Genomic DNA, 19,541 nt, shown 5'->3' on the forward strand with positions numbered 1-19,541 from the left:
ATAAATGAGCATTTTAATAAACATAGGTATTGTAATTTTACTTGTATTTATGAACGGATTTTTTGTTGCAGCTGAATTTGCTTCGGTAAAAGTAAGAAAGTCTAGAATAGAAACATTAGTGAGTGAAGGAAATAAGAGTGCTAAACATACTTTAAAAGTTGTAAATGACTTGAATTCATATTTATCCGGATGTCAATTAGGAATAACTTTAGCATCTTTAGGTTTAGGATGGATTGGAGAACCAGCAGTGTCAGATATGTTAATGCCACTATTTAAGCTGTTCAATCTTTCAGAAGGTACTGCTCACTCGATTTCATTTGTTTTAGGTTTCTCAATAATAACTGCTATTCATATTGTACTTGGAGAGTTAGTCCCTAAATCTTTAGCAATTATAACTGCAGAAAAGATAGCAATGTATACATCTTTACCTTTGATTATGTTTTATAACGTAACTTATCCAATAATGTGGATTTTTAACCATACTACTAATTTAGTTTTAAAGATATTTGGACTTTCTCAAGTTGATGAACATGAGCTGGCTCATACTGATGAAGAAATAAAGCTATTGGTTGAAGAAAGTTATAAGCATGGTTTAATAGATCAAACAGAATTAACATTTGTGGATAATATATTTGACTTTTCTGAGAAGACTGTAAAAGAAATAATGATACCGCGTACTGATATGGCATGTATTTTCCTTGAAGATTCGTTTGATGAAATAATAGAATATGCCTTAACAGAACAATTAACTAGATATCCAGTATGCAAGGATAGTAAAGATAATATTAGTGGATTTATACATATTAAAGACCTATATAGGCTTAAAATTGAAGGAAATATTAAAGATGTAGAAGGCATTATTAGAGATATTAAATTCGTTCCAGAATCTATGTTAATAAGTGAATTACTAAAGATATTTAAGAAAGAAAAAATACAAATTGCCATAGTTATTGATGAATATGGTGGAACATTTGGATTGGTAACTATTGAAGATATTTTAGAAGAAATAGTTGGTGAAATTCAAGACGAGTTTGATGAAGAGGCAGAAGAAATTAAGAAAATTAGAGATGGAAATTATATAGTAGATGGTAAAGTCCATATTGAAGATATAAATGAATTATTAGAGATAGAAATAGAAACGGAAAATATTGATACTATAGGAGGATGGGTTTATTCACAGTTAAAATCATATCCACAGGTTAATGATAAAATCAGTTATAAGGGATACGAGTTTATTATATTGAATTGTGATAGAAAAAGAGTAAGTAAAGTATCAATTGAAAAAAATATCTAAAAAGTTATGTAATTCCTTTGGTTATTATAATTATGATAACCAAAGGAATTATTTTTATATGAATAGAGATTTATAAATTCAGAAGTCTAATATTAAAAACTATGAATAAATAATAGACTTTAGAAACTAAACTTCATTTAAGATGATACGGAGAAATATATAAGAAATAAGAAACGGTAATAATCAGAAAAATTATATTATTTAATTAGACATATATAAATGTATATAATAAAATAACCATATATTTGTAAATATAGTATTGGTTAGAGGTGAAGTTTATGAAAAAAAATATTTATATATTGAGTTTTATAAGTATTATTGGGATATTATTTTGTAATTTTAAAATTAACAAAATTATAAAAAATCCAGAAGATATGCATTTATTGATAGATGGAATGGGTAAGTATTACTGGGATGCCCGCTATTTGTTTGTTTTACTTCAAATTTTTGTTGGAATTTACTTTTTATATACTGTTTTAAAAGACTATTTTAAAAAGTAATAAACTTTCAATATTCATAGTTACAGATGCTAGCTATCGGATAAAACTCATGGACAGGGGAATTTACTCTTTAAAAAGATATAAGTCTTGTGATTCTATCTAATCAGGAATGTGATGTTTGGACTATGAGAAAAGAGATTCAGTTGGAATGATACAAAAAATATTATATTATTAATGAAAGAGGTGATTTAAAGAATGAAATATATGGGTGATAATAACTGGTGGAATGAACGATTTAAAGTTAGAGAGTTAAATGTAATGAAGCATGAAAAAAGTTTAGAAGAAGATATGATATATTTTCCTAAAGAAGGTAAAATATTAGATCTTGCTTGTGGCGATGGAAGAAATGCTATTTATTTAGCCAGATTAGGATATGAGGTATTTGCTATAGATTTTTGTGAAGAAGCATTAAGTAGGTTGAACTATTTTATAAAAAATGAATGTCTTAAAATTCAAAGTAAATTAATAGATTTATCAAAGGATGATGTATTGGTAGATCTAGGTAAATTTGATGGAATTATAATTAATCATTATAGATTAAATCCACAGTTATATAGTAATTTAATGAATCATATTAATAAAGGCGGTATATTATGGGTTAATGGATTTAATGAAATTCCTAATGATAACCCTAATATTACCTCATCAGACATATTAAAAGAAAATGACCTTATATCTTTAGAGAGTTATAAATTGGAGAATAAAAAATTATATAAAATAGGTGAAAGAAAATTTATTAGATATGTATGGAGAAAATAAATACTAACATTTTTGAGTGGGAAAGCTAAAATGGTACAAAAAGTATAAGAATATCTAGATAATGTAGAACTTGAAAATATGTATAAAGATAAAGAGTATAAATTAAAAAAGAAACTTAAGATTTTATACTTCATTATACTGAATTTGATAAAATATGTATAGATAAAGTTTTAGATATTATTGAGAATATTAATTTGCTGAGGTGATAGATATGTTAATGAAAGAAGTAACCCCAGAAATGGTTGAGAGGTGGAAAAAGGTCTGGAATAAATACAAAGACAAATTACGCCCAAATAAGAAGTCTGGAAAAGAAGTTGTGGAATATTTAAAAAATAAATATCATCTAGAGGAATTACATGATGATAATGCAAAGCAGGTAGTAATTAATAATGTACTATATAATAAATTGTATGCAGATAAATTGCCTATGGGAGCAAAACCATCAGCTGTTACCTTTGTAGTTGAAAACAAAGATAATGGAAAATTTCTTTATGAAAATCAAGATGAGATTTTTAAGGGAAACAATGTCTTTGTTGGGGTTGATATAGAATCAGGATTTTTCTGTGTTGAAGGCAGTAGTTTACTTTGGGATGAACTATATGTATTTCAAGGATTGGATGAAAAGGACATTCAAAATTATTTTTGTGTTGCTGAGTATATTTCCTGTTTGAAAAAATTTGGACTTTTCGAAAAGGCCTTATGCTAAATTCAATTTTAAGTTAAGTAATTAAATTTGAAATTTTTAAGGAGATAATAACATGTTGATAGAAACAAAAAGATTAATTATTCGCGATTTTAAACGAGCAGATGAAGAATGTTTAATGAAAATTATTTGGCAAAAAAATGTGATACGTTTTATGAAAGACTGGTCTGAAAATAGTACTGTTCCTGGAAGGCTATCAGGGTATATTAATTGGCTTGAATCACAAAAGGAATCAAAAGATATTTATGAGAATAAACGATATGCTATTGAATTAAAAGAAACAAATAAATTGATTGGCATGGTGGGAATGGGATTAGAAGATACGATAAATGAAGTAGAAATGGCATATTTTATAGATGAAGATTTTAGTGGGAATGGTTATGCTACTGAAGCATTAACAGCATTATTTGAATGGTGTATAAATGTATCAGATATTCCATATATGATTCTTACAATTGATTGTGCTAATGCTGCTTCATGCAAAGTAGCAGAGAAATCAGGATTTGAATTGTTTGAAAAAAGAATACCTATCAGCCATAAGCAGCCTAATATGGAAAGTGATAGCTATTTTTATTATCGTAAGTACAGATAAATTTGAATTTATATATTACATAAGATAGATGTTTTAAAATATAACGTTTATTTTGTTTTAGGGCTATTGAATGAATTTAATTAAGTGAATTTTCTAGAAAGAAGTGCTAATCTTGCGAGGATGGAGCACTTTTTTCTTTACTTTTAACTTCTATGTCAAGACCAAAAAATTTAATCTTAATTTTTAAATAATGTATAAAAAGATAACCTTATCTGCATCAACATCTTATTTTACATTCCCAAAAGTCTTTTTTTGTAAATACTGAATCACTATTCTTATCAACATCTTTTTCAACTTTTATACTCATCATAGTATCTACACTGATTTAACTCACTTTAAATTGATTTCATATAGCATATATGTTTTAGAATTAAGAATTACAAGATTATAACAAAATTAATTTGTATATAAATATTTTTGTATATATAATTAGCAACTATTAAAAATTAATACGAATATATTTACAAAATATGATACAATTAACAAATAAATAGTAATTTACAGAGAGGTAGATATAAACATGAAGCATTGCGGAACACAAACTATAGAAACAGATAGATTGATTTTGAGAAAATTTATCCCAAAGGATTCTGATGCAATGTACAAAAATTGGGCTTCAGATGTAGAAGTTACAAAATATCTTACATGGCCAGCACATAAGAATCAGGAGATTAGTCTATCAGTTACAAATGAGTGGATTCATTCTTATAGTAGAAATGATTTTTATCAATGGGCAATTGTGCTCAAAGAAGAAAGTGGTAAACCAATAGGATGCATAGGTGTGAATTATATAGATGAAGATGTATCTATGGCTCATATTGGGTATTGTATAGGTCGTAAATGGTGGCATAGAGGAATCACTTCAGAAGCATTAAAAGCAGTCATAGATTTCTTATTTAAAAATGTGGATGTGAATCGTATTGAATCAAGGCATGACCCAAAAAATCCAAATTCAGGAGCAGTTATGAAAAAATGTGGAATGGTATATGAAGGAACACTAAGAAGCTCTGATCGAAATAATCAAGGAATATGCGATGCATGCTATTATTCAATATTGAAATCAGAATGGTAAATTTAATACTGAATAATATAAATAGTAATTTAAACGGGAGTAGTTATGAAAAAAGATATTTTATTTAAAACAGATGATTTTATATTTTCATACCGTGTAGCTGGAGTTTTAATACATGACAATAAAATATTATTGCAAAAACCAGTGAATGATGATGGCTATTCATTAATCGGAGGTCATGTAAAAATAAAAGAGACAACAGAACAAACTTTAATAAGAGAATTCAAAGAAGAAATACATGCTGAAATAAATATTGTTAGTCTATTTGCAATAGGAGAAATATTTTTTCCATGGAATAAAAGACCATGTCATCAAATTAGTTTATACTATAAAATTCAGTTAAGTGAATTAAATTCTATACCGTCTGATGGAATTTTCAGAGGATATGATGAAATAGGAAATGAAAGAATAGATATAGATTTTTGTTGGATTCCATTAGAAAAATTGAAAGAAATAAAGGTATATCCACAAGAACTAATTCCATATATCTTGGAAGATAAAAATGAAGTGATTCATTTTATAAGTAATGATTTATAGATTCTAATAATTAGAGTATATTTACAAATAGTAAATTTGAAGGAAATGTAAGTATGAATACAAGAACTATTATGATTTTCCTCAAGTTATGCGTAATTCTATAAAATACTGCATTTTTAACAATTCAATTAAAGTAACATCTTGGAAGGGGAAAACTAAAATGACAGAAAAAATAGAAGAAGATTATTCAGATAATGTAGAATTTAAAAATATGTATAAAGATAAAGAGTATAAACTAAATTTAAGAAAAGAAACTCAACATTTTATAATTCATTATACTGAATTTGACAAAAAGTGTATAGATAAAGTTTCGGATATTATTGAAAATAGTTATAATAGAATTACCAATAATTTCAATCAACAACTTCAAGAAAAATTAATTGTAGAGATTCATCCAGATCGCAATCAACTTCATATAGCTTTAGGATTTCCAAATGCACCTGATTGGGTAAGAGGAGGGCTTGGAATAGGTAAAATTGTAATAGCATCACCTTTAAATCCACCACCAAGTTCAGATTTTTATAATGTATTAAATACAGCGGTTCATGAATTCGTACATATTATAGTAAATAAAATAAATGAGAATACACCAAGATGGCTTAATGAAGGAATTGCATGTTATGAAGCAAAAGACAATAATGAAAACTGGATAATAAAAACTGTTGAAAATGGATTGGTAAATAATATTATACCTACATTTAAAGATTTAGATACAGGTGAGGATTTTGAAACGTTTTTCAAACGTAATGGGTATCAATATTCATATACTATAGTAGAATCAATAATTAAATTATTTGGATATGATAAGTTGTGTAATTTAATAAAAGCACCAAATAGTTTTGTAGAGATTTTTGGAATAACCGAAAATGAACTTCAAGATAAATGGATTCATTATATAAAAGTGAACTACTTGCATTGATGAAATATAAACTCTCCAGCCTGAGTGCTTTTTCTCTTTACCATTAATTTTTATATAGAGACCAATAAATTTAATCTTGATAATTAACTTAGAAATAAAAAGATCATATTTTAAAGCTAATCTAATAATAGGTGGATTAAATAGAAAAATTGCATTTATATATGATAGAGATAACTATATTATATATAAATTAATAATTTATGAGGGAAATGTGTATTATGAAGAAATCAACCATTACAGCAACATTTAAAGCGGATATTAGAAAAGTATGGGAAGTAGTTACAAATAACAATAAATATGAGTGGCGGAGCGATTTAAGTAGAATTGATATATCAGTAGATGTAAATTCTTTTACAGAGTATACAAAAGATAATTTTCCTACTAAATTTACCATTACTTTAAAAAAGCCTTATCAGCGATATGAATTTGATATGATTAATAAAAATATGAAAGGCCATTGGACTGGAGTTTTTACTCCTATTGATAATGGAACTAAGATTGAATTTACAGAAGAAGTATTAGTAAATAATATTATAATGAATTTATTTGTTGGTTTATATCTAAAGAAACAGCAATCACTTTATATCGCAGACTTAAAAAAGGAATTAAGAGAATAAATTCTAACTTAATGTTAAGTAATATAAATATCAATTTATTTAGCTTTTTATAAATTCTAATTAAAAACATTATATTATTTAAATTTGAAAGCAGGTGAAGTCTCAAAATGGGAAAAAAACGAATTAATTACTTGGTGCAGTTATAATAACTGATAGTAGATTGTACCAAGATTATTTTTAGCTATATGGAAGAAAACAACAAATTAAAGATGTGATATATATTTTGCGTTAGACAAGGAAAAATAATGATTTAATAGCAAGCTATTAGGACATTATGTTGAAGCAGCATGACACAAAATAGATTATCATATTGACTTGCTATTTTGAAGAATGTGCCTTAATATACTATCAGAAAACTGCACTCATTTTCTAATAAACAAAAATTACAGGAAAAGGAGCAGTTATGGATTATATTAAATTAAAGGAATTATTGAAAAAAGAAGAAGAAAATACATTTAAGGGATGGGATTTTTCTTATTTAGAAAATAGATGGGAAGATGAAAAGTTACCTTGGAACTATAAAAATATATTAAAAAAATATTTAAATCCAGAGCATAAATTACTCGATATGGGTACTGGTGGAGGAGAATTCTTATTATCATTGAATCATCCTTACAATAATACATCAGTTACGGAAATATGGGAGCCTAATGTAAAATTGTGCAAAGAAAAGTTAGAACCACTTGGAATTGAAGTAAAACAGGTATTTAATGATTCTGAGTTACCTTTTGAAGATAATACATTTCATATGATTATTAATAGACATGCATCTTTTGATATTAAAGAAGTAAGAAGGATATTAAAACCAAATGGGATATTTATTACACAACAAGTAGGTGGAAAAAATAATGAAAAATTATCTAATGCATTAATTAAAGATTTTAAGCCATTATTTTCGGAGAACACTTTGGATAATAATCTAAAAGAACTAAGAAAAAATTTTTTTGAGATTTTATATGCAAAAGAGTTTTTTCCATATTTACGTTTTAAGGATATTGGAGCAGTAGTTTATTTTACTAAAATTATCAAATGGGAATTTCCAAACTTCTCTGTAGAGAATTGTTTTGAAGAACTATGTAAGTTGAATGAAGAGTTAAATATTAAAGGATATATAGAAAGTATTGAACATAGATTTATTATAGTTTCTAGAAAGAAATTTTAGATTATATTCTTAAATTCAAATTTAGAAAAATGACAAAGCTTAAAATTCTAATTAGAAAAATTTGTTTTATTTAAATTTGAAAGTAAGAGATTAAATCTTTATATAACGTTAAGAAAGATGAAGGTATAGCAATGAATAATAAACATCGCTATACCTTTTTCTTGTTGTCTAATAAATACTTTATTAATGGTGTTTTATGTATAAAAAAATTGCTAAGCGCCCGTGGAGTATCTATTTTTTAGCCTTTCACTATTTCCAAACATAGTGAAGGAATAATGATGCAACAGAAAATAATCACCATCTATAAACTTAATTTTTAATTAGGCTCTATTAGATATAATTGTTGATTTATAGTAATAATAATAGGTAGTTAAATTTAAACTACCTATTGCTTGTCTATTTAATAACTTTAGATATATAAATCCATTAATATTTCATCATAATAATCACCATTAATATTAAAGAAATTTTTATGAACGCCTACTTCTACAAATCCATGCCTTTTATACAGTTTAATGGCATTATGATTATCCTCTTTAACACCAAGACTAATATTCTTTATAGATTTATTATCTTTTGCAAATTTTATTAACTGCTCTATAGCAAAACTACCAACTCTGTTTCCCCAATATTCTTTTATTACTGAAATTGCGAGTTCACTATTATGACCTATTCTTTGTCTGTTCTGACTACTTATTTGAGAAACACTCACAATTCTATTATCAATTACACCTAACAACATAAGAGAGTTTTTATCTTTATTAATATTTTCGATATATGCTCTCTCTTGTTCAATTGTAAGTTTAAATTCACCTTCTCCAAAAAGTAAATTATTACTTTCTCCACCAACAGTATTCAAATATTCAATAATATCGTTAGCATCGTCTACTGTTGCCTTTCTCAAGATTAATTGTGCTCCATTCTTCAATTCAACTTTATCAATAATATTGTCAATATGTTTTATGCTCATAAACTCAACCCCTTTGAAAATTATTATAACTATAACACCAGCATAAATATATAATATTATATACAAATTTAGGAATATTAACAATTTTTTTGTTGCGTAAACAAGAGTTCTGTTTTTATACTCTTGGATTCGGGTATCTACAAATTGTATTACATTATGTATAAGCATGTTTTTTGTTCTTATTATTTCTTTATCATCATTAAAACTTTCAAGCCATTTATACCAAGCCATATAATTTGATAAAAACTTACTTGATACACCTTTAAATCTATACATCCAAATCTTTAGTTTACTATGCAAAGAGTTGATGTGATTTATATTATATATACCATTCTTATAATGTCCTCTCATTATTCTTTTATGGTCTAATGCAAGGTTCTTAGCAAATTGAATATACGATTTATGACTATCTGTACAGATGATTGAATTATCGTCTATATGACCTTTGTATAGACTTTCAAGTTCATAATGACTTATTCTCCCTGTACATATTGGTTCTAATATAATATTACCATTTTTATCTATAGCAGTTGCTATGCAAACTTGCTCATTACTAATACCACGCTTTTTAATTTGCTTACCTCTTTTACGAGAAGGTCTTGGCATTACAAAGCCACTTTTCTTATGGTTGCCTTTATAAGATAATGGAATAAAAGTTTCGTCCATTTCAACTACACCGTCTACATCACCAATTCCCATAAACTCTCTTATACAATCAAGTATTTTATGCCTCATATAAAAAGATGTTTTAACACATACATCAATATTTTTAGCATTTTTTCTTATGGAAAGTCCAAGTATCATACCTTTTACATACTCAATCCATTTTTCTAAAGGTAGTTTAGTGCAAGACAAAGCAGATTTAGTTAAATCGTTGAATGACTTATTACAAGTCTTGCATAAATACCTTTGTTTATCTTTCAATTTACCATTTTTAACAATTGAGGTTGACTGACAGTGAGGGCAGACCTCCCCCTTACTAAATCTCGACTCTTTAAAATCATTATTAAGGTAGACTTTTAAAGAACCAAGCGTAAGCATTTATCCTATATAATTAAATAATTCTTGTAATTCATAATCACCAAGGGTAGTAATATCTATTTTAATACTTGAAACACTTGCCATAAATCCACCTCAAATTATATATAGGTAAAATATCCTATAACCAAATAAATTACCTATATAATTACATAAATAGTAACTAATATAGTAACACAATAAGTTACTATAAATTATAAAATATCATTGAATTCACTAGTATATATAGCTTATATATTGGATAAATATTACAAAGAAATATATATTTATACTAAAATTATATATAAAAATATAACCATTTTTTATATATAATAAAATGTAAAAATATGAAGTAAGTTAAAAGTTATTCTTTAAAAATTTAATACTATTATATTTACAATATATGTTATAATTAACCAATATAAAAGTGATAATTTAAAGGGGTATAACTATGGTAGGAATTTATTTTAGTGGTACAGGAAATACAAAATATTGTGTTGAAAAATTTTTAAAGGAATTAGATGCTAATTACGATATGTATTCTATAGAGGATAAGCTAGTAATTCCAGCAATTAAAGAGAATGAAGATATTCTTTTTGCATATCCCATACAGTATAGCAATCTTCCTAAAATTATAAAAGATTTTATTAGCGAAAATTCTCAATTATGGAAAAACAAAAATATTTTTATAATTGCAACTATGGGATTATTCAGTGGAGATGGGTCAGGGCTTTCTGCAAGACTATTTAAAAAATATAAGGCAAATATTATAGGTGGATTACATTTAAAAATGCCTGACTGTATTGGAGACGTAAAATTATTAAAAAAAACATTAGAAGATAATAAATTAATTGTCCATCAGGCAGAAAATAAAATTAAAGATTCTGTATTAAAGCTTAAGGATGGAAAGCCTACCAAAGAGGGACTAAATGTTTTGTATCATCTTGCAGGACTATTTGGACAAAGATTATATTTTTATAATAAAACAAAAGAGTATAGTAATAAGCTAAAAATAGATACTGAAAAATGTATGGGGTGTGGAAAATGTGTTGCTCTCTGCCCTATGGGAAACTTAAAGATAGAAAATAACAAAGCAGTTAATGGCGGAAAATGTACAATGTGTTATCGTTGTATTAACAATTGTCCAAAACAGTCAATTACTCTTATAGGTAAAGAAGTGTTTGAACAATGTAGCATAGATAAATATATATAATCAAATCCCAATTTAGGATCAAATTATATAGATAGTAAATTTGAAAGGATAGGTATATAATATGGCTTCTAATCAAGATTATTTAGATTTTATTATTGAACAATTATATATACTTGATGATATTTCTTACAGAAAAATGATGGGTGAATATATTTTGTATTATCGAGGAAAGATTTTTGGTGGAATATATGATGATCGCTTTTTAGTTAAGATAACTAAGTCAAGTAAACAATTAATGCCAGAAGCAGTTGAGGAGTTACCATATGATGGTGCAAAGCCAATGCTTTTAGTTGATGATGTTGATAATAAAGAATTTCTAAGTGAACTAATTATAAATATGTATGAAGAACTTCCTGCTCCAAAAGTAAAAAAGAAAAAGTGATTTACAAATTCGAATTTATAACTTAATTATGTATCGAATAAAAATGCTTGGAAGTTACATAATCAGTAACAAATTTAAATTTGAATAATTGAAATATAAATCTTACAATTTGTTAGTGAAAGCGAGGAAAAAAATGAACTTAGGAGAAATAGAACTTAAAGAAGAAATCAAATTTCCAAAACTATTTAGAGATATTTATAGCACAGGAGCTATGAAATGGATGACATCTTATGAATGGTTAAATGAACATAGAGAAGATTTATTAAATATGCCAGAAGCTTTTATGTATGGTATAGAATCAGATTGTGAACCACTATTATTTGAAGATATACAAGATCGTAAAGAGTTCATTGATGAAATGAATGAAATTTCAGGATATAAAATAAAAGAAGAATATGTATTTATCCCTTTTGCAATGACAGGCGGTGGAGATATATACTGTTTCGTTTATAAAAATAAAATTGAATTGACTAATATTATTTTATACGAACATGATACAGATAATATTATAAGTTATGGATTAGATTTTGAAGAATTTTTAATTTGGCAAATGTATACTGCTATTACAGAGTGGAATCAGGACATAGATGAATGCATATTAGCACATGCTAACTATTTAAAAGATGAATATAAAATATTATTTGAAGATGAGGATATGGACGCTATTTTAAAAACTGCAAAAGAAATAGAAGTTAAAATGGATAAGTTAGGACAAGAAAACCTCCAAAATAAATTTTATAATGTTATAGATTAAAAATTAATAAAAAGCAAAAAAGTATTGTTTTAATAAATAGTAATTTGAAAGGAAAGTTTATTATGGGAGAATTATCAAAACTACCTAATATCGGAAAAGAAGTTGAAAGCCAATTAAATAAAGTAGGTATATTTACTTGTGATGAATTAAAAGATATTGGAGCAGAACAAGCGTGGCTAAAAATACAAGAAATTGATGTTTCAGCGTGTATCCATAGATTGTTAGCACTAGAAGGTGCAATTCAAGGCATTAAGAAAACAGCCTTACCTGATAAACGAAAAGCACAACTAAAAGATTTTTATAATTGGCATAAATCTAAGTAATAATCTGAAGATGAGAAATTAAATTTTCAGAATATCAAAATAGATAATATTAAAAATGATGAAATAGATGAAATCATATGGATAACTATGAACATATTATATTTCACAAATATGCTATAATTAACCAATATAAAAGATTGTAATATATTATTTTTATTAAAATGGTAATTTGATAGGGGAATTGATATGAAAATAAGAGAATATCAATCGAGTGATTGTAATACAATTGCTGATTTGTTTTATGATACTGTTCATTGCATTAATGCAAAGGATTATACAAAGGATCAATTAAATGTATGGGCTACAGGAAATGTTGATATTGATGAGTGGAATAAATCTTTTTTAAATAACTATACATTAGTTGCAGAAGAAAATGGTATAATAATAGGATTTGCTGATATTAGTAATGAAGGATATTTGGAAAGGTTATATGTACATAAGGATCATCAAAATATGGGGGTAGTAACAGCACTTTGTGATAGATTAGAGAAAACATATTCTGTAGAATATATTATAACTCATGCTTCCATAACAGCCAAATCATTTTTTGAGAAGCGAGGATATAAAATGATAAAAAAACAATTTATAGAAAGAAATGGTGTAGTCTTAATAAATTATATCATGAAAAAATAGGTAAATTCTAATTTGAATTTTATAAATGTGGTTATAATTTGAACATATATAAGGTGGTAAATATGGAGAAAAGTAAAGAAATTATGTATGGCAAAATTCAAGGCTTTCTTGATTCTATTGCTCTAACAAACTCAATTTTTAATTATTATGTAGGTTATACATTTGAATTTTATAAAATTGAGTATAATCAAAATTTAATTAGCAGTGTGAGAAATCATATTTTTGATGCTTATAAAACTTATCTTAAAATAAATTGCCAAAGTAAAGATAATGAAATTATATTTAACTTTGATAATAATTTTAATTTAGAAAAAATAGATAATTGGGAAGAAAGACTTAAATTAGAGTTACCACAATGGTTTATGATTAACTCTTTAAAGCAATATGAGAATTCTGAAAAAACAATCTTTAATAATAATATTTTTAAAAATATTTCTATTATAGCAGAAACTTTTATTGATTATTTAAAAGAATTTTTTGACACTAATAAATTAGAAGTATGGGAATTCAACAGCTATTTCAAAAATAATTTAATATATTTTTGGGGTGGACTCTCATATTCAGACTATATATTTAGCTTTCAAGAAGATATATATATTTTGCATTTGGATTTTGTAGATTAACGTAAAAAATATTAGCTTACCAATTTAACCTTGGGGCTACTATTTTTTACGATTTTTTCTATATTGTTTTAACTTAATTTCACAGACATTATACACTTAAACAATGATAAACTGGTAATTTGTTATTGGTTTAATAGTAAAAGTAAAAAGATAAATAGTAATTTATAGAATAAATTATGTGCTAAATTTTTTTAGAGGGAGTATTAACATAATGAATAAAAAAGGAATTATTTTTGATTTAGATGGTACTTTATGGGATGCTTCAACACAGGTTGTACCAGTTTGGAATATTGCTTTAAAAAGGCATAGTCAACTTGATAAACAGATAACACTTGATGATATGAGAGGTTTTATGGGAAAAACGATTGATGTTATAGCAAAAATCATATTTCCTAAAATGGATGTGAATAAGAGTGTGAAAATACTTAATGAATGTTGTAACGAAGAGCAAATATATTTACGTAAAAATGGTGGAATTTTATATCCTAAGCTTGAAGATACATTAAAATTATTAGTTCAAAATTACTCTCTTTATATCGTAAGTAATTGTCAAGATGGATATGTACAATCCTTTCTTGATTATCATAAATTGTGTAGTTACTTTAATGATATTGAGATGTCAGGAAGAACGGGAAAAAGTTAAGGAGAAAATATAAAAATTATTATTGAAAGAAATGAACTTAATAAATCTGTATATGTTGGAGATACAAATGGTGATTTAGAAGGAGCTAACTATGCAGGTATACCATTTATTTATGCTGAATATGGATTTGGTGAAGTATATAATGTAAAATATTTAATAAATAGCATATCAGATATAAGTAGAATTATAGGTAATATTCTTTAAAATAAAAAAGTATACAAATTCAAATTTAAAGTCGAGTAATATAAATATCAATTTATATAATGAAGGAAATAAAGAATGACAAATATAGAAAATGCACGTATTCAAAAATCAAAAAAGAAAGCAAGAGAATATATTAAAAAGGAACAGCTTGTTTCTTTTATGAATAATACAAAGTGGGAAGAATTTAGGAAAGCTATGATTGAGGAAATGCCATTCCCACCACCATATATAATTAAAACAATATATGAAGTTGAAGATGATAGCACATATTATACTCACTTTACTTCGGATGTAAATTATTTTGGTGGATATGATGAAGAAAGTTTTGTCTATCTAAAGTATTATTTAATAGAATGGATTAAGGTCAGACCACGATATTATGAAACAAAAGGAGGAAGATTGTGTCCTAAAAAGATTATACATGATGCTGAAAAAGAGTTTCTAATAATACTTAATAAATATAATATTAATTATGAAAAAGATAATGATACATACGTAATTTATGGATATAAAAGAGATTAATAAATTACAATTTAAAGTTGAGTAATATAATAGTAATTTGTAGGAGAGATAAATGGACAGATATGAAAGTGTTTTAGAAAGTATTTTAGAAAGTATTAAGAATTCTAAAAAAGATATAAAAATTTTTCCTGTTAATATTGAAGTATTGAATTGTATTAAGAAAAGATATGAAATAAATGAAGAAAGTTTATTAGGAACTATTCTTTTTAAAACTGGTGGAATTATAGTTGAAGGTTGGCTTAGAATTTATGGCTCTGGAAAATTAAACTTTTATGAAAGAAATCAGTTGTTTCCATATTCCAATATTATTGTTGCAGAAGATATTTTAGGAGGTCTATTTGCAATTCTTGATGATGGTAACATTAGTTATTTCGCACCTGATTGTTTGGAATGGGAGGCTATGGAGATTTCTTTTTCGGAGTTTCTTTATTGGACATTTCATGGTGATACTGATACTTATTACAAGGATTATAGATGGGATACTTGGAAAAATGATTTGAAAAGAATAAGCAATGATAACGGAATAGTTTTTTATCCATTTTTATGGGCGGAAGCTGATTCATTAGAAAACCGATATCGTAAAGAAGTTTCTATGAGTGAGATAATTAAATTGGAATTTGATTTTTTAAAAAAACTAAAGGAAAAGAAATAACCATCCAGATTGCAATTTAAGAATGAATAGTATAAATAGTAATTTGGAGGTGAATTTATATGGATTTAAGATTGGCTAATATTAACGACTTATCGAAACTCAAAGCTGTGTATGGAAACATAATTGATAATATGAACAGAAACAACATACCAATTTGGGACGAAATCTATCCGTGCGAGTTTTTTAGAGATGATATTGAAAATAATCGACTTTATTTATTGGTCGAGGAGCATGATGATATAGTTGCAGCGTTTGCATTATGTGAATCAAATACTGGAGAAAGTTATGTAAAATGGGAAAATGCCAATGACAAGGCATTATATCTTGACCGTTTTGGAGTCAATGTTGATTATTCAAGACGAGGAATTGGTAGTATAATGCTTAAACATGCTATTACAGTCACTAAGCAGAAGAAGGCTAAATATTTGAGGCTTTTTGTTGTGGATATCAATAAACCAGCCATAAATGTATATTTAAAAAATGGATTTAGGCAGGTAGATGGAATCTATGAAGAAAGAATAGATGATGACATTATATTGCATGAATATGGATTTGAAATAGAAGTATTAAGGTAACGCAAATTTCAATTTGATGTACAACAGTTAAAATAGTAATTTACGGAGGAGCATATGAAAGAAAAAATAGCAGAAAATATTAATATATTGGGTAAATTTTGTGGGAAAAGAGACATCTCAATGTTGGCATCAAGTGAATTAAAACTAAAATATGGTTTGGAACAAGTTGATGTTATGGTTCTTTTTGGTGGAAGTATTTTGACAGGTGGAGATGTTTTAGCAGAAGCAATGAAAAATAGAATTGCCAAGAAATATGTCATTGTTGGTGGACAAGGACATACAACAGAAACTTTGAGAGTAAAAATGCATAGTGAATTTCCTGAAATTAAAACTAATGGATTACTAGAAGCAAAGGTGTTTGCAGCATATTTGAAATACAAATATAATCTTGAACCAGATTTGTTGGAATGTGAATCCACAAATTGTGGCAACAATATAACATATTTATTAGACTTGTTGAAAGAAAATAATGTATCTTTTAAAAGCATCATTCTTTCTCAGGATGCAACTATGCAAAATCGTATGGAGGCAGGACTTCGAAAATATATTTCCAAAGATAATATAATAATTAATTATGCGGTTTATGATGCAGAGGTGCTTGTACGAGATGATGAATTAGAGTTCAAACAGGATATTTGGGGCATGTGGAACATGGAAAGATATATTACACTATTGATGGGTGAGATTCCAAGACTTTCAGATGATTCCGAAGGATATGGACCAAATGGTAAAAATTATATTGAACATGTAGACGTACCAATTGAGGTTAAGAATGCATTTATAGAATTAAAGAAAGAGTATGGCTCTTTTATTCGTGAAGCGAATCCACTTTATTCATCATAACGATAAATTTATAATTTAAAGTATAGCAATTAAAATAGCAATTTGAAGAGAAATTAAAAATATAAGAGAATTAGGAAAAGCACGTTGTAGACTTGTTTGTTGTCTGTAGCCAGAGAATATTTTATATTAGATAGTTACTTCTATTATAGAAAATATAGAGGTTCTACATAAGTTTAATAGTGCTTGATATGTATTCTAAAATTCTATAATTTAGATAAATGTCCTAATTTGTTAGTGAGAGTGAGGCAAAGAAATGAGCTTAGAAGAAATAGAAAAATTAGATAAGATTTCAATCAATGATGATAAAATTGATTGGAACAAACATTATGAAGTAGTAGAGAAAATAGGGGTAAGAGGTTATTTACAAAAATATTTCGAAGAGTGTAAGTCTATATGGAAAACTATGGTCCCTAAATCAGGGCAAGCTAATACCCTTCAAGGGGAAATGCTTAGAATGGCAGTAAAATTAAGAAATGAAGCGATGAATAATGGAAATATAAATTGGGACGATAATTTTGAATGGTTCTGCTTGTTTTTAAAAGAAAACTTAGCAGACTGTGGTTTATTTGCTGAAGAAAAGAATATGAAAATAAAAATGATTTTAGATTATATAAATGATAATGGAAATTATGCTCGTAAATATGCTAATGGCGAAATTTCTAATGATCAAGTTGATATATTCAAATTAGCATATACAGATGATGATATTTATAATTATTTAGAAGATAGTATTGCAGAATATTATTTAGTGAATAAGGCTCCTATATTATATGAAATTAAAGATTTTATTTATAGATAAACTATTAATATTAAATTCCATTTTAATGTATAACAATTAAAATGGTAGTTTGAAGGGAAGGTAAAAAAATGACAATACAAACTGAACGCTTGGAGATTATCCCGCTAACTCTTAATCAATTAAAACTATGGATCGAAGATATTCCTGCACTTGAAAGAGAATTAGATTGTTCCTATAAGGCAGAACCGATGGAAGGATTTTTTCTTGAAATAGTAAAGAATCAGTATGAAATAACCCTAAAAGACCCTAATAATTATTTATGGCATAGCTTTTTCTTCTTGATTCGCAAATATGATAGGGTTGTAGTAGGTTCAGCAGATTTTAAAGATATTCCTAATGAAAATGGAGAAGTTGAGATTGGCTACGGTTTAGGTAAAGAGTTTGAGCATAATGGTTATATGACAGAAGCTGCAAAAGCAATGTGTAACTGGGCATTAAAACAAAACGGTGTTACAAATGTAATTGCTGAAACTGATTTAGAAGGCTTAGCTTCTCAAAAGATTTTAGAACGTTGTGGATTCGAAAACTATAAACAGGGAGAAACTCTTTGGTGGAGATTGTAAAGTAAAAATATTATAATTCAATAATAGTATTATAAAATAAAATATAGGTGGACATCTCCACCTATATTTTTTTATATGAATAGCTGAATTACTACATCATCATAAGAATATATGATTTTATAAATACATATTCTTATAATTATATATTTTTATAAAGATTTAAATCTTAAGTTATATTCCACATTAAAAGCTATAGCAAATCTATATAAATAAAAATATTTTAAAGTATTGATTCTATTAAAAAACAATCATATATAATCTTAAATTTTAATTATATGCAAGTAACATACATTATTAAAAAATAAGTTACATATAAAGTTACTACAAAAGTAGTAACTGTATATGTAACAAAATAATTAACAAAAATAATCCTAAAATCCTTTTAATTACTAGAATTTAAGGCTTATATAAGTATAAAAATTTATAAAAAACTAATATTTTATTTTAAGAAGAAAGTTATTTATACAATAAAAGATAAGAATTTTATTATACTTAATGATAATTTTTTTTAAATACAATTAAGCTTAAGTTTATTAAATTCTATACTTATATCAATAGTAATTTATGCTTCTGACAAATATAATCTTAGCTTTTGTTTATTATTATTTATTTTAATTTATTGGGGAATCAATTATTTAATAAAATTCAGTGCAATACTATTAAAATATGC

At 26.2% G+C, this 19,541-nt stretch carries 24 protein-coding genes and 1 pseudogene; 23 read left to right on the forward strand and 2 right to left on the reverse strand.

Annotation, left to right across the window (positions count from 1 at the left end):
- The first annotated feature begins 4 nt into the window (after positions 1-4).
- The 10 genes from ACYUET_RS09940 to ACYUET_RS09985 all read left to right on the forward strand — a co-directional run bounded on the left by ACYUET_RS09940 (position 5) and on the right by ACYUET_RS09985 (position 8,155).
- A complete protein-coding gene (locus ACYUET_RS09940) occupies positions 5-1,294 on the forward strand; it encodes a hemolysin family protein (protein WP_460279218.1) in 1,290 nt (429 codons plus the stop codon).
- A 278-nt stretch (positions 1,295-1,572) separates the two neighbouring features.
- Positions 1,573-1,794: a hypothetical protein gene (locus ACYUET_RS09945; protein WP_460279219.1), complete on the forward strand. Its 222-nt coding sequence runs from the start codon at positions 1,573-1,575 to the stop codon at positions 1,792-1,794.
- Positions 1,795-1,989: 195 nt separating this feature from the next.
- Positions 1,990-2,553 (forward strand): class I SAM-dependent methyltransferase, encoded by a 564-nt coding sequence (locus ACYUET_RS09950; protein WP_460279221.1) that lies wholly within the window; start codon positions 1,990-1,992, stop codon positions 2,551-2,553.
- 211 nt (positions 2,554-2,764) lie between these two features.
- On the forward strand, positions 2,765-3,259 hold the full coding sequence (locus ACYUET_RS09955; protein ID WP_460279223.1) for a hypothetical protein: 495 nt from the start codon (positions 2,765-2,767) through the stop codon (positions 3,257-3,259).
- Between the two features lie 52 nt (positions 3,260-3,311).
- On the forward strand, positions 3,312-3,848 hold the full coding sequence (locus tag ACYUET_RS09960; protein ID WP_460279225.1) for a GNAT family N-acetyltransferase: 537 nt from the start codon (positions 3,312-3,314) through the stop codon (positions 3,846-3,848).
- Positions 3,849-4,368: 520 nt separating this feature from the next.
- Positions 4,369-4,920, forward strand: coding sequence for a GNAT family N-acetyltransferase (locus ACYUET_RS09965; RefSeq protein ID WP_460279226.1), 552 nt, complete (start codon positions 4,369-4,371; stop codon positions 4,918-4,920).
- Between the two features lie 45 nt (positions 4,921-4,965).
- Entirely contained in the window at positions 4,966-5,457 is a 492-nt protein-coding gene (locus ACYUET_RS09970; protein ID WP_460279228.1) for an NUDIX hydrolase, read from the forward strand.
- A 160-nt stretch (positions 5,458-5,617) separates the two neighbouring features.
- Complete coding sequence (locus ACYUET_RS09975; RefSeq protein ID WP_460279230.1) at positions 5,618-6,376, forward strand: peptidase MA family metallohydrolase; 759 nt, start codon at positions 5,618-5,620, stop codon at positions 6,374-6,376.
- 218 nt (positions 6,377-6,594) lie between these two features.
- Entirely contained in the window at positions 6,595-6,993 is a 399-nt protein-coding gene (locus ACYUET_RS09980) for an SRPBCC family protein (RefSeq protein ID WP_460279232.1), read from the forward strand.
- 403 nt (positions 6,994-7,396) lie between these two features.
- Positions 7,397-8,155: a class I SAM-dependent methyltransferase gene (locus ACYUET_RS09985; RefSeq protein WP_460279234.1), complete on the forward strand. Its 759-nt coding sequence runs from the start codon at positions 7,397-7,399 to the stop codon at positions 8,153-8,155.
- Between the two features lie 409 nt (positions 8,156-8,564).
- Here ACYUET_RS09985 and ACYUET_RS09990 read toward each other — a convergent pair whose 3' ends face one another.
- Both ACYUET_RS09990 and ACYUET_RS09995 read right to left on the reverse strand, forming a co-directional pair.
- Complete coding sequence (locus tag ACYUET_RS09990; protein ID WP_460279480.1) at positions 8,565-9,125, reverse strand: GNAT family N-acetyltransferase; 561 nt, start codon at positions 9,123-9,125, stop codon at positions 8,565-8,567.
- 108 nt (positions 9,126-9,233) lie between these two features.
- Positions 9,234-10,250 (reverse strand): annotated as a pseudogene (locus ACYUET_RS09995) (IS1595 family transposase); the annotation flags it as partial.
- 343 nt (positions 10,251-10,593) lie between these two features.
- Between ACYUET_RS09995 and ACYUET_RS10000 the strand changes: the two are divergent.
- From ACYUET_RS10000 to ACYUET_RS10060, 13 genes are all read left to right on the forward strand, one after another.
- Positions 10,594-11,355 carry an EFR1 family ferrodoxin gene (locus ACYUET_RS10000; RefSeq protein ID WP_460279236.1) on the forward strand — a complete coding sequence of 254 codons (762 nt, stop codon included), beginning with the start codon at positions 10,594-10,596 and terminating at the stop codon, positions 11,353-11,355.
- 61 nt (positions 11,356-11,416) lie between these two features.
- Entirely contained in the window at positions 11,417-11,737 is a 321-nt protein-coding gene (locus ACYUET_RS10005; RefSeq protein WP_460279238.1) for a TfoX/Sxy family protein, read from the forward strand.
- 133 nt (positions 11,738-11,870) lie between these two features.
- Positions 11,871-12,491, forward strand: coding sequence for an SMI1/KNR4 family protein (locus ACYUET_RS10010; RefSeq protein WP_460279239.1), 621 nt, complete (start codon positions 11,871-11,873; stop codon positions 12,489-12,491).
- 62 nt (positions 12,492-12,553) lie between these two features.
- Positions 12,554-12,814 (forward strand): TfoX/Sxy family protein, encoded by a 261-nt coding sequence (locus tag ACYUET_RS10015; RefSeq protein WP_460279240.1) that lies wholly within the window; start codon positions 12,554-12,556, stop codon positions 12,812-12,814.
- Between the two features lie 186 nt (positions 12,815-13,000).
- Positions 13,001-13,447: a GNAT family N-acetyltransferase gene (locus ACYUET_RS10020; RefSeq protein WP_460279242.1), complete on the forward strand. Its 447-nt coding sequence runs from the start codon at positions 13,001-13,003 to the stop codon at positions 13,445-13,447.
- A 62-nt stretch (positions 13,448-13,509) separates the two neighbouring features.
- Positions 13,510-14,070 carry a hypothetical protein gene (locus ACYUET_RS10025; RefSeq protein ID WP_460279244.1) on the forward strand — a complete coding sequence of 187 codons (561 nt, stop codon included), beginning with the start codon at positions 13,510-13,512 and terminating at the stop codon, positions 14,068-14,070.
- 211 nt (positions 14,071-14,281) lie between these two features.
- Positions 14,282-14,713, forward strand: a complete 432-nt coding sequence (locus ACYUET_RS10030) for an HAD family hydrolase (protein WP_460279246.1) — start codon at positions 14,282-14,284, stop codon at positions 14,711-14,713.
- Between the two features lie 279 nt (positions 14,714-14,992).
- Positions 14,993-15,439 carry a DUF6678 family protein gene (locus ACYUET_RS10035; protein ID WP_460279247.1) on the forward strand — a complete coding sequence of 149 codons (447 nt, stop codon included), beginning with the start codon at positions 14,993-14,995 and terminating at the stop codon, positions 15,437-15,439.
- A gap of 52 nt (positions 15,440-15,491) precedes the next feature.
- Positions 15,492-16,091: a DUF2625 family protein gene (locus ACYUET_RS10040; RefSeq protein WP_460279248.1), complete on the forward strand. Its 600-nt coding sequence runs from the start codon at positions 15,492-15,494 to the stop codon at positions 16,089-16,091.
- Between the two features lie 59 nt (positions 16,092-16,150).
- On the forward strand, positions 16,151-16,666 hold the full coding sequence (locus ACYUET_RS10045) for a GNAT family N-acetyltransferase (protein WP_460279249.1): 516 nt from the start codon (positions 16,151-16,153) through the stop codon (positions 16,664-16,666).
- A gap of 54 nt (positions 16,667-16,720) precedes the next feature.
- Positions 16,721-17,509 (forward strand): YdcF family protein, encoded by a 789-nt coding sequence (locus ACYUET_RS10050; protein WP_460279250.1) that lies wholly within the window; start codon positions 16,721-16,723, stop codon positions 17,507-17,509.
- 253 nt (positions 17,510-17,762) lie between these two features.
- Positions 17,763-18,308 (forward strand): hypothetical protein, encoded by a 546-nt coding sequence (locus ACYUET_RS10055; protein WP_460279252.1) that lies wholly within the window; start codon positions 17,763-17,765, stop codon positions 18,306-18,308.
- Positions 18,309-18,376: 68 nt separating this feature from the next.
- Positions 18,377-18,871, forward strand: a complete 495-nt coding sequence (locus tag ACYUET_RS10060; protein ID WP_460279253.1) for a GNAT family N-acetyltransferase — start codon at positions 18,377-18,379, stop codon at positions 18,869-18,871.
- The last annotated feature ends 670 nt before the right edge of the window (positions 18,872-19,541 follow it).

This window comes from Clostridium sp. CTA-5 (assembly GCF_054768135.1).

What these genes read in the sequence shown, in the direction of transcription:
- ACYUET_RS09940 (WP_460279218.1), top strand. Translation starts at nt 5, where the DNA reads ATGAGCATTTTAATAAACATAGGTATTGTAATTTTACTTGTATTTATG.
- ACYUET_RS09945 (WP_460279219.1), top strand. Translation starts at nt 1,573, where the DNA reads ATGAAAAAAAATATTTATATATTGAGTTTTATAAGTATTATTGGGATA.
- ACYUET_RS09950 (WP_460279221.1), top strand. Translation starts at nt 1,990, where the DNA reads ATGAAATATATGGGTGATAATAACTGGTGGAATGAACGATTTAAAGTT.
- ACYUET_RS09955 (WP_460279223.1), top strand. Translation starts at nt 2,765, where the DNA reads ATGTTAATGAAAGAAGTAACCCCAGAAATGGTTGAGAGGTGGAAAAAG.
- ACYUET_RS09960 (WP_460279225.1), top strand. Translation starts at nt 3,312, where the DNA reads ATGTTGATAGAAACAAAAAGATTAATTATTCGCGATTTTAAACGAGCA.
- ACYUET_RS09965 (WP_460279226.1), top strand. Translation starts at nt 4,369, where the DNA reads ATGAAGCATTGCGGAACACAAACTATAGAAACAGATAGATTGATTTTG.
- ACYUET_RS09970 (WP_460279228.1), top strand. Translation starts at nt 4,966, where the DNA reads ATGAAAAAAGATATTTTATTTAAAACAGATGATTTTATATTTTCATAC.
- ACYUET_RS09975 (WP_460279230.1), top strand. Translation starts at nt 5,618, where the DNA reads ATGACAGAAAAAATAGAAGAAGATTATTCAGATAATGTAGAATTTAAA.
- ACYUET_RS09980 (WP_460279232.1), top strand. Translation starts at nt 6,595, where the DNA reads ATGAAGAAATCAACCATTACAGCAACATTTAAAGCGGATATTAGAAAA.
- ACYUET_RS09985 (WP_460279234.1), top strand. Translation starts at nt 7,397, where the DNA reads ATGGATTATATTAAATTAAAGGAATTATTGAAAAAAGAAGAAGAAAAT.
- ACYUET_RS09990 (WP_460279480.1), bottom strand. Translation starts at nt 9,125, where the DNA reads ATGAGCATAAAACATATTGACAATATTATTGATAAAGTTGAATTGAAG.
- ACYUET_RS10000 (WP_460279236.1), top strand. Translation starts at nt 10,594, where the DNA reads ATGGTAGGAATTTATTTTAGTGGTACAGGAAATACAAAATATTGTGTT.
- ACYUET_RS10005 (WP_460279238.1), top strand. Translation starts at nt 11,417, where the DNA reads ATGGCTTCTAATCAAGATTATTTAGATTTTATTATTGAACAATTATAT.
- ACYUET_RS10010 (WP_460279239.1), top strand. Translation starts at nt 11,871, where the DNA reads ATGAACTTAGGAGAAATAGAACTTAAAGAAGAAATCAAATTTCCAAAA.
- ACYUET_RS10015 (WP_460279240.1), top strand. Translation starts at nt 12,554, where the DNA reads ATGGGAGAATTATCAAAACTACCTAATATCGGAAAAGAAGTTGAAAGC.
- ACYUET_RS10020 (WP_460279242.1), top strand. Translation starts at nt 13,001, where the DNA reads ATGAAAATAAGAGAATATCAATCGAGTGATTGTAATACAATTGCTGAT.
- ACYUET_RS10025 (WP_460279244.1), top strand. Translation starts at nt 13,510, where the DNA reads ATGGAGAAAAGTAAAGAAATTATGTATGGCAAAATTCAAGGCTTTCTT.
- ACYUET_RS10030 (WP_460279246.1), top strand. Translation starts at nt 14,282, where the DNA reads ATGAATAAAAAAGGAATTATTTTTGATTTAGATGGTACTTTATGGGAT.
- ACYUET_RS10035 (WP_460279247.1), top strand. Translation starts at nt 14,993, where the DNA reads ATGACAAATATAGAAAATGCACGTATTCAAAAATCAAAAAAGAAAGCA.
- ACYUET_RS10040 (WP_460279248.1), top strand. Translation starts at nt 15,492, where the DNA reads ATGGACAGATATGAAAGTGTTTTAGAAAGTATTTTAGAAAGTATTAAG.
- ACYUET_RS10045 (WP_460279249.1), top strand. Translation starts at nt 16,151, where the DNA reads ATGGATTTAAGATTGGCTAATATTAACGACTTATCGAAACTCAAAGCT.
- ACYUET_RS10050 (WP_460279250.1), top strand. Translation starts at nt 16,721, where the DNA reads ATGAAAGAAAAAATAGCAGAAAATATTAATATATTGGGTAAATTTTGT.
- ACYUET_RS10055 (WP_460279252.1), top strand. Translation starts at nt 17,763, where the DNA reads ATGAGCTTAGAAGAAATAGAAAAATTAGATAAGATTTCAATCAATGAT.
- ACYUET_RS10060 (WP_460279253.1), top strand. Translation starts at nt 18,377, where the DNA reads ATGACAATACAAACTGAACGCTTGGAGATTATCCCGCTAACTCTTAAT.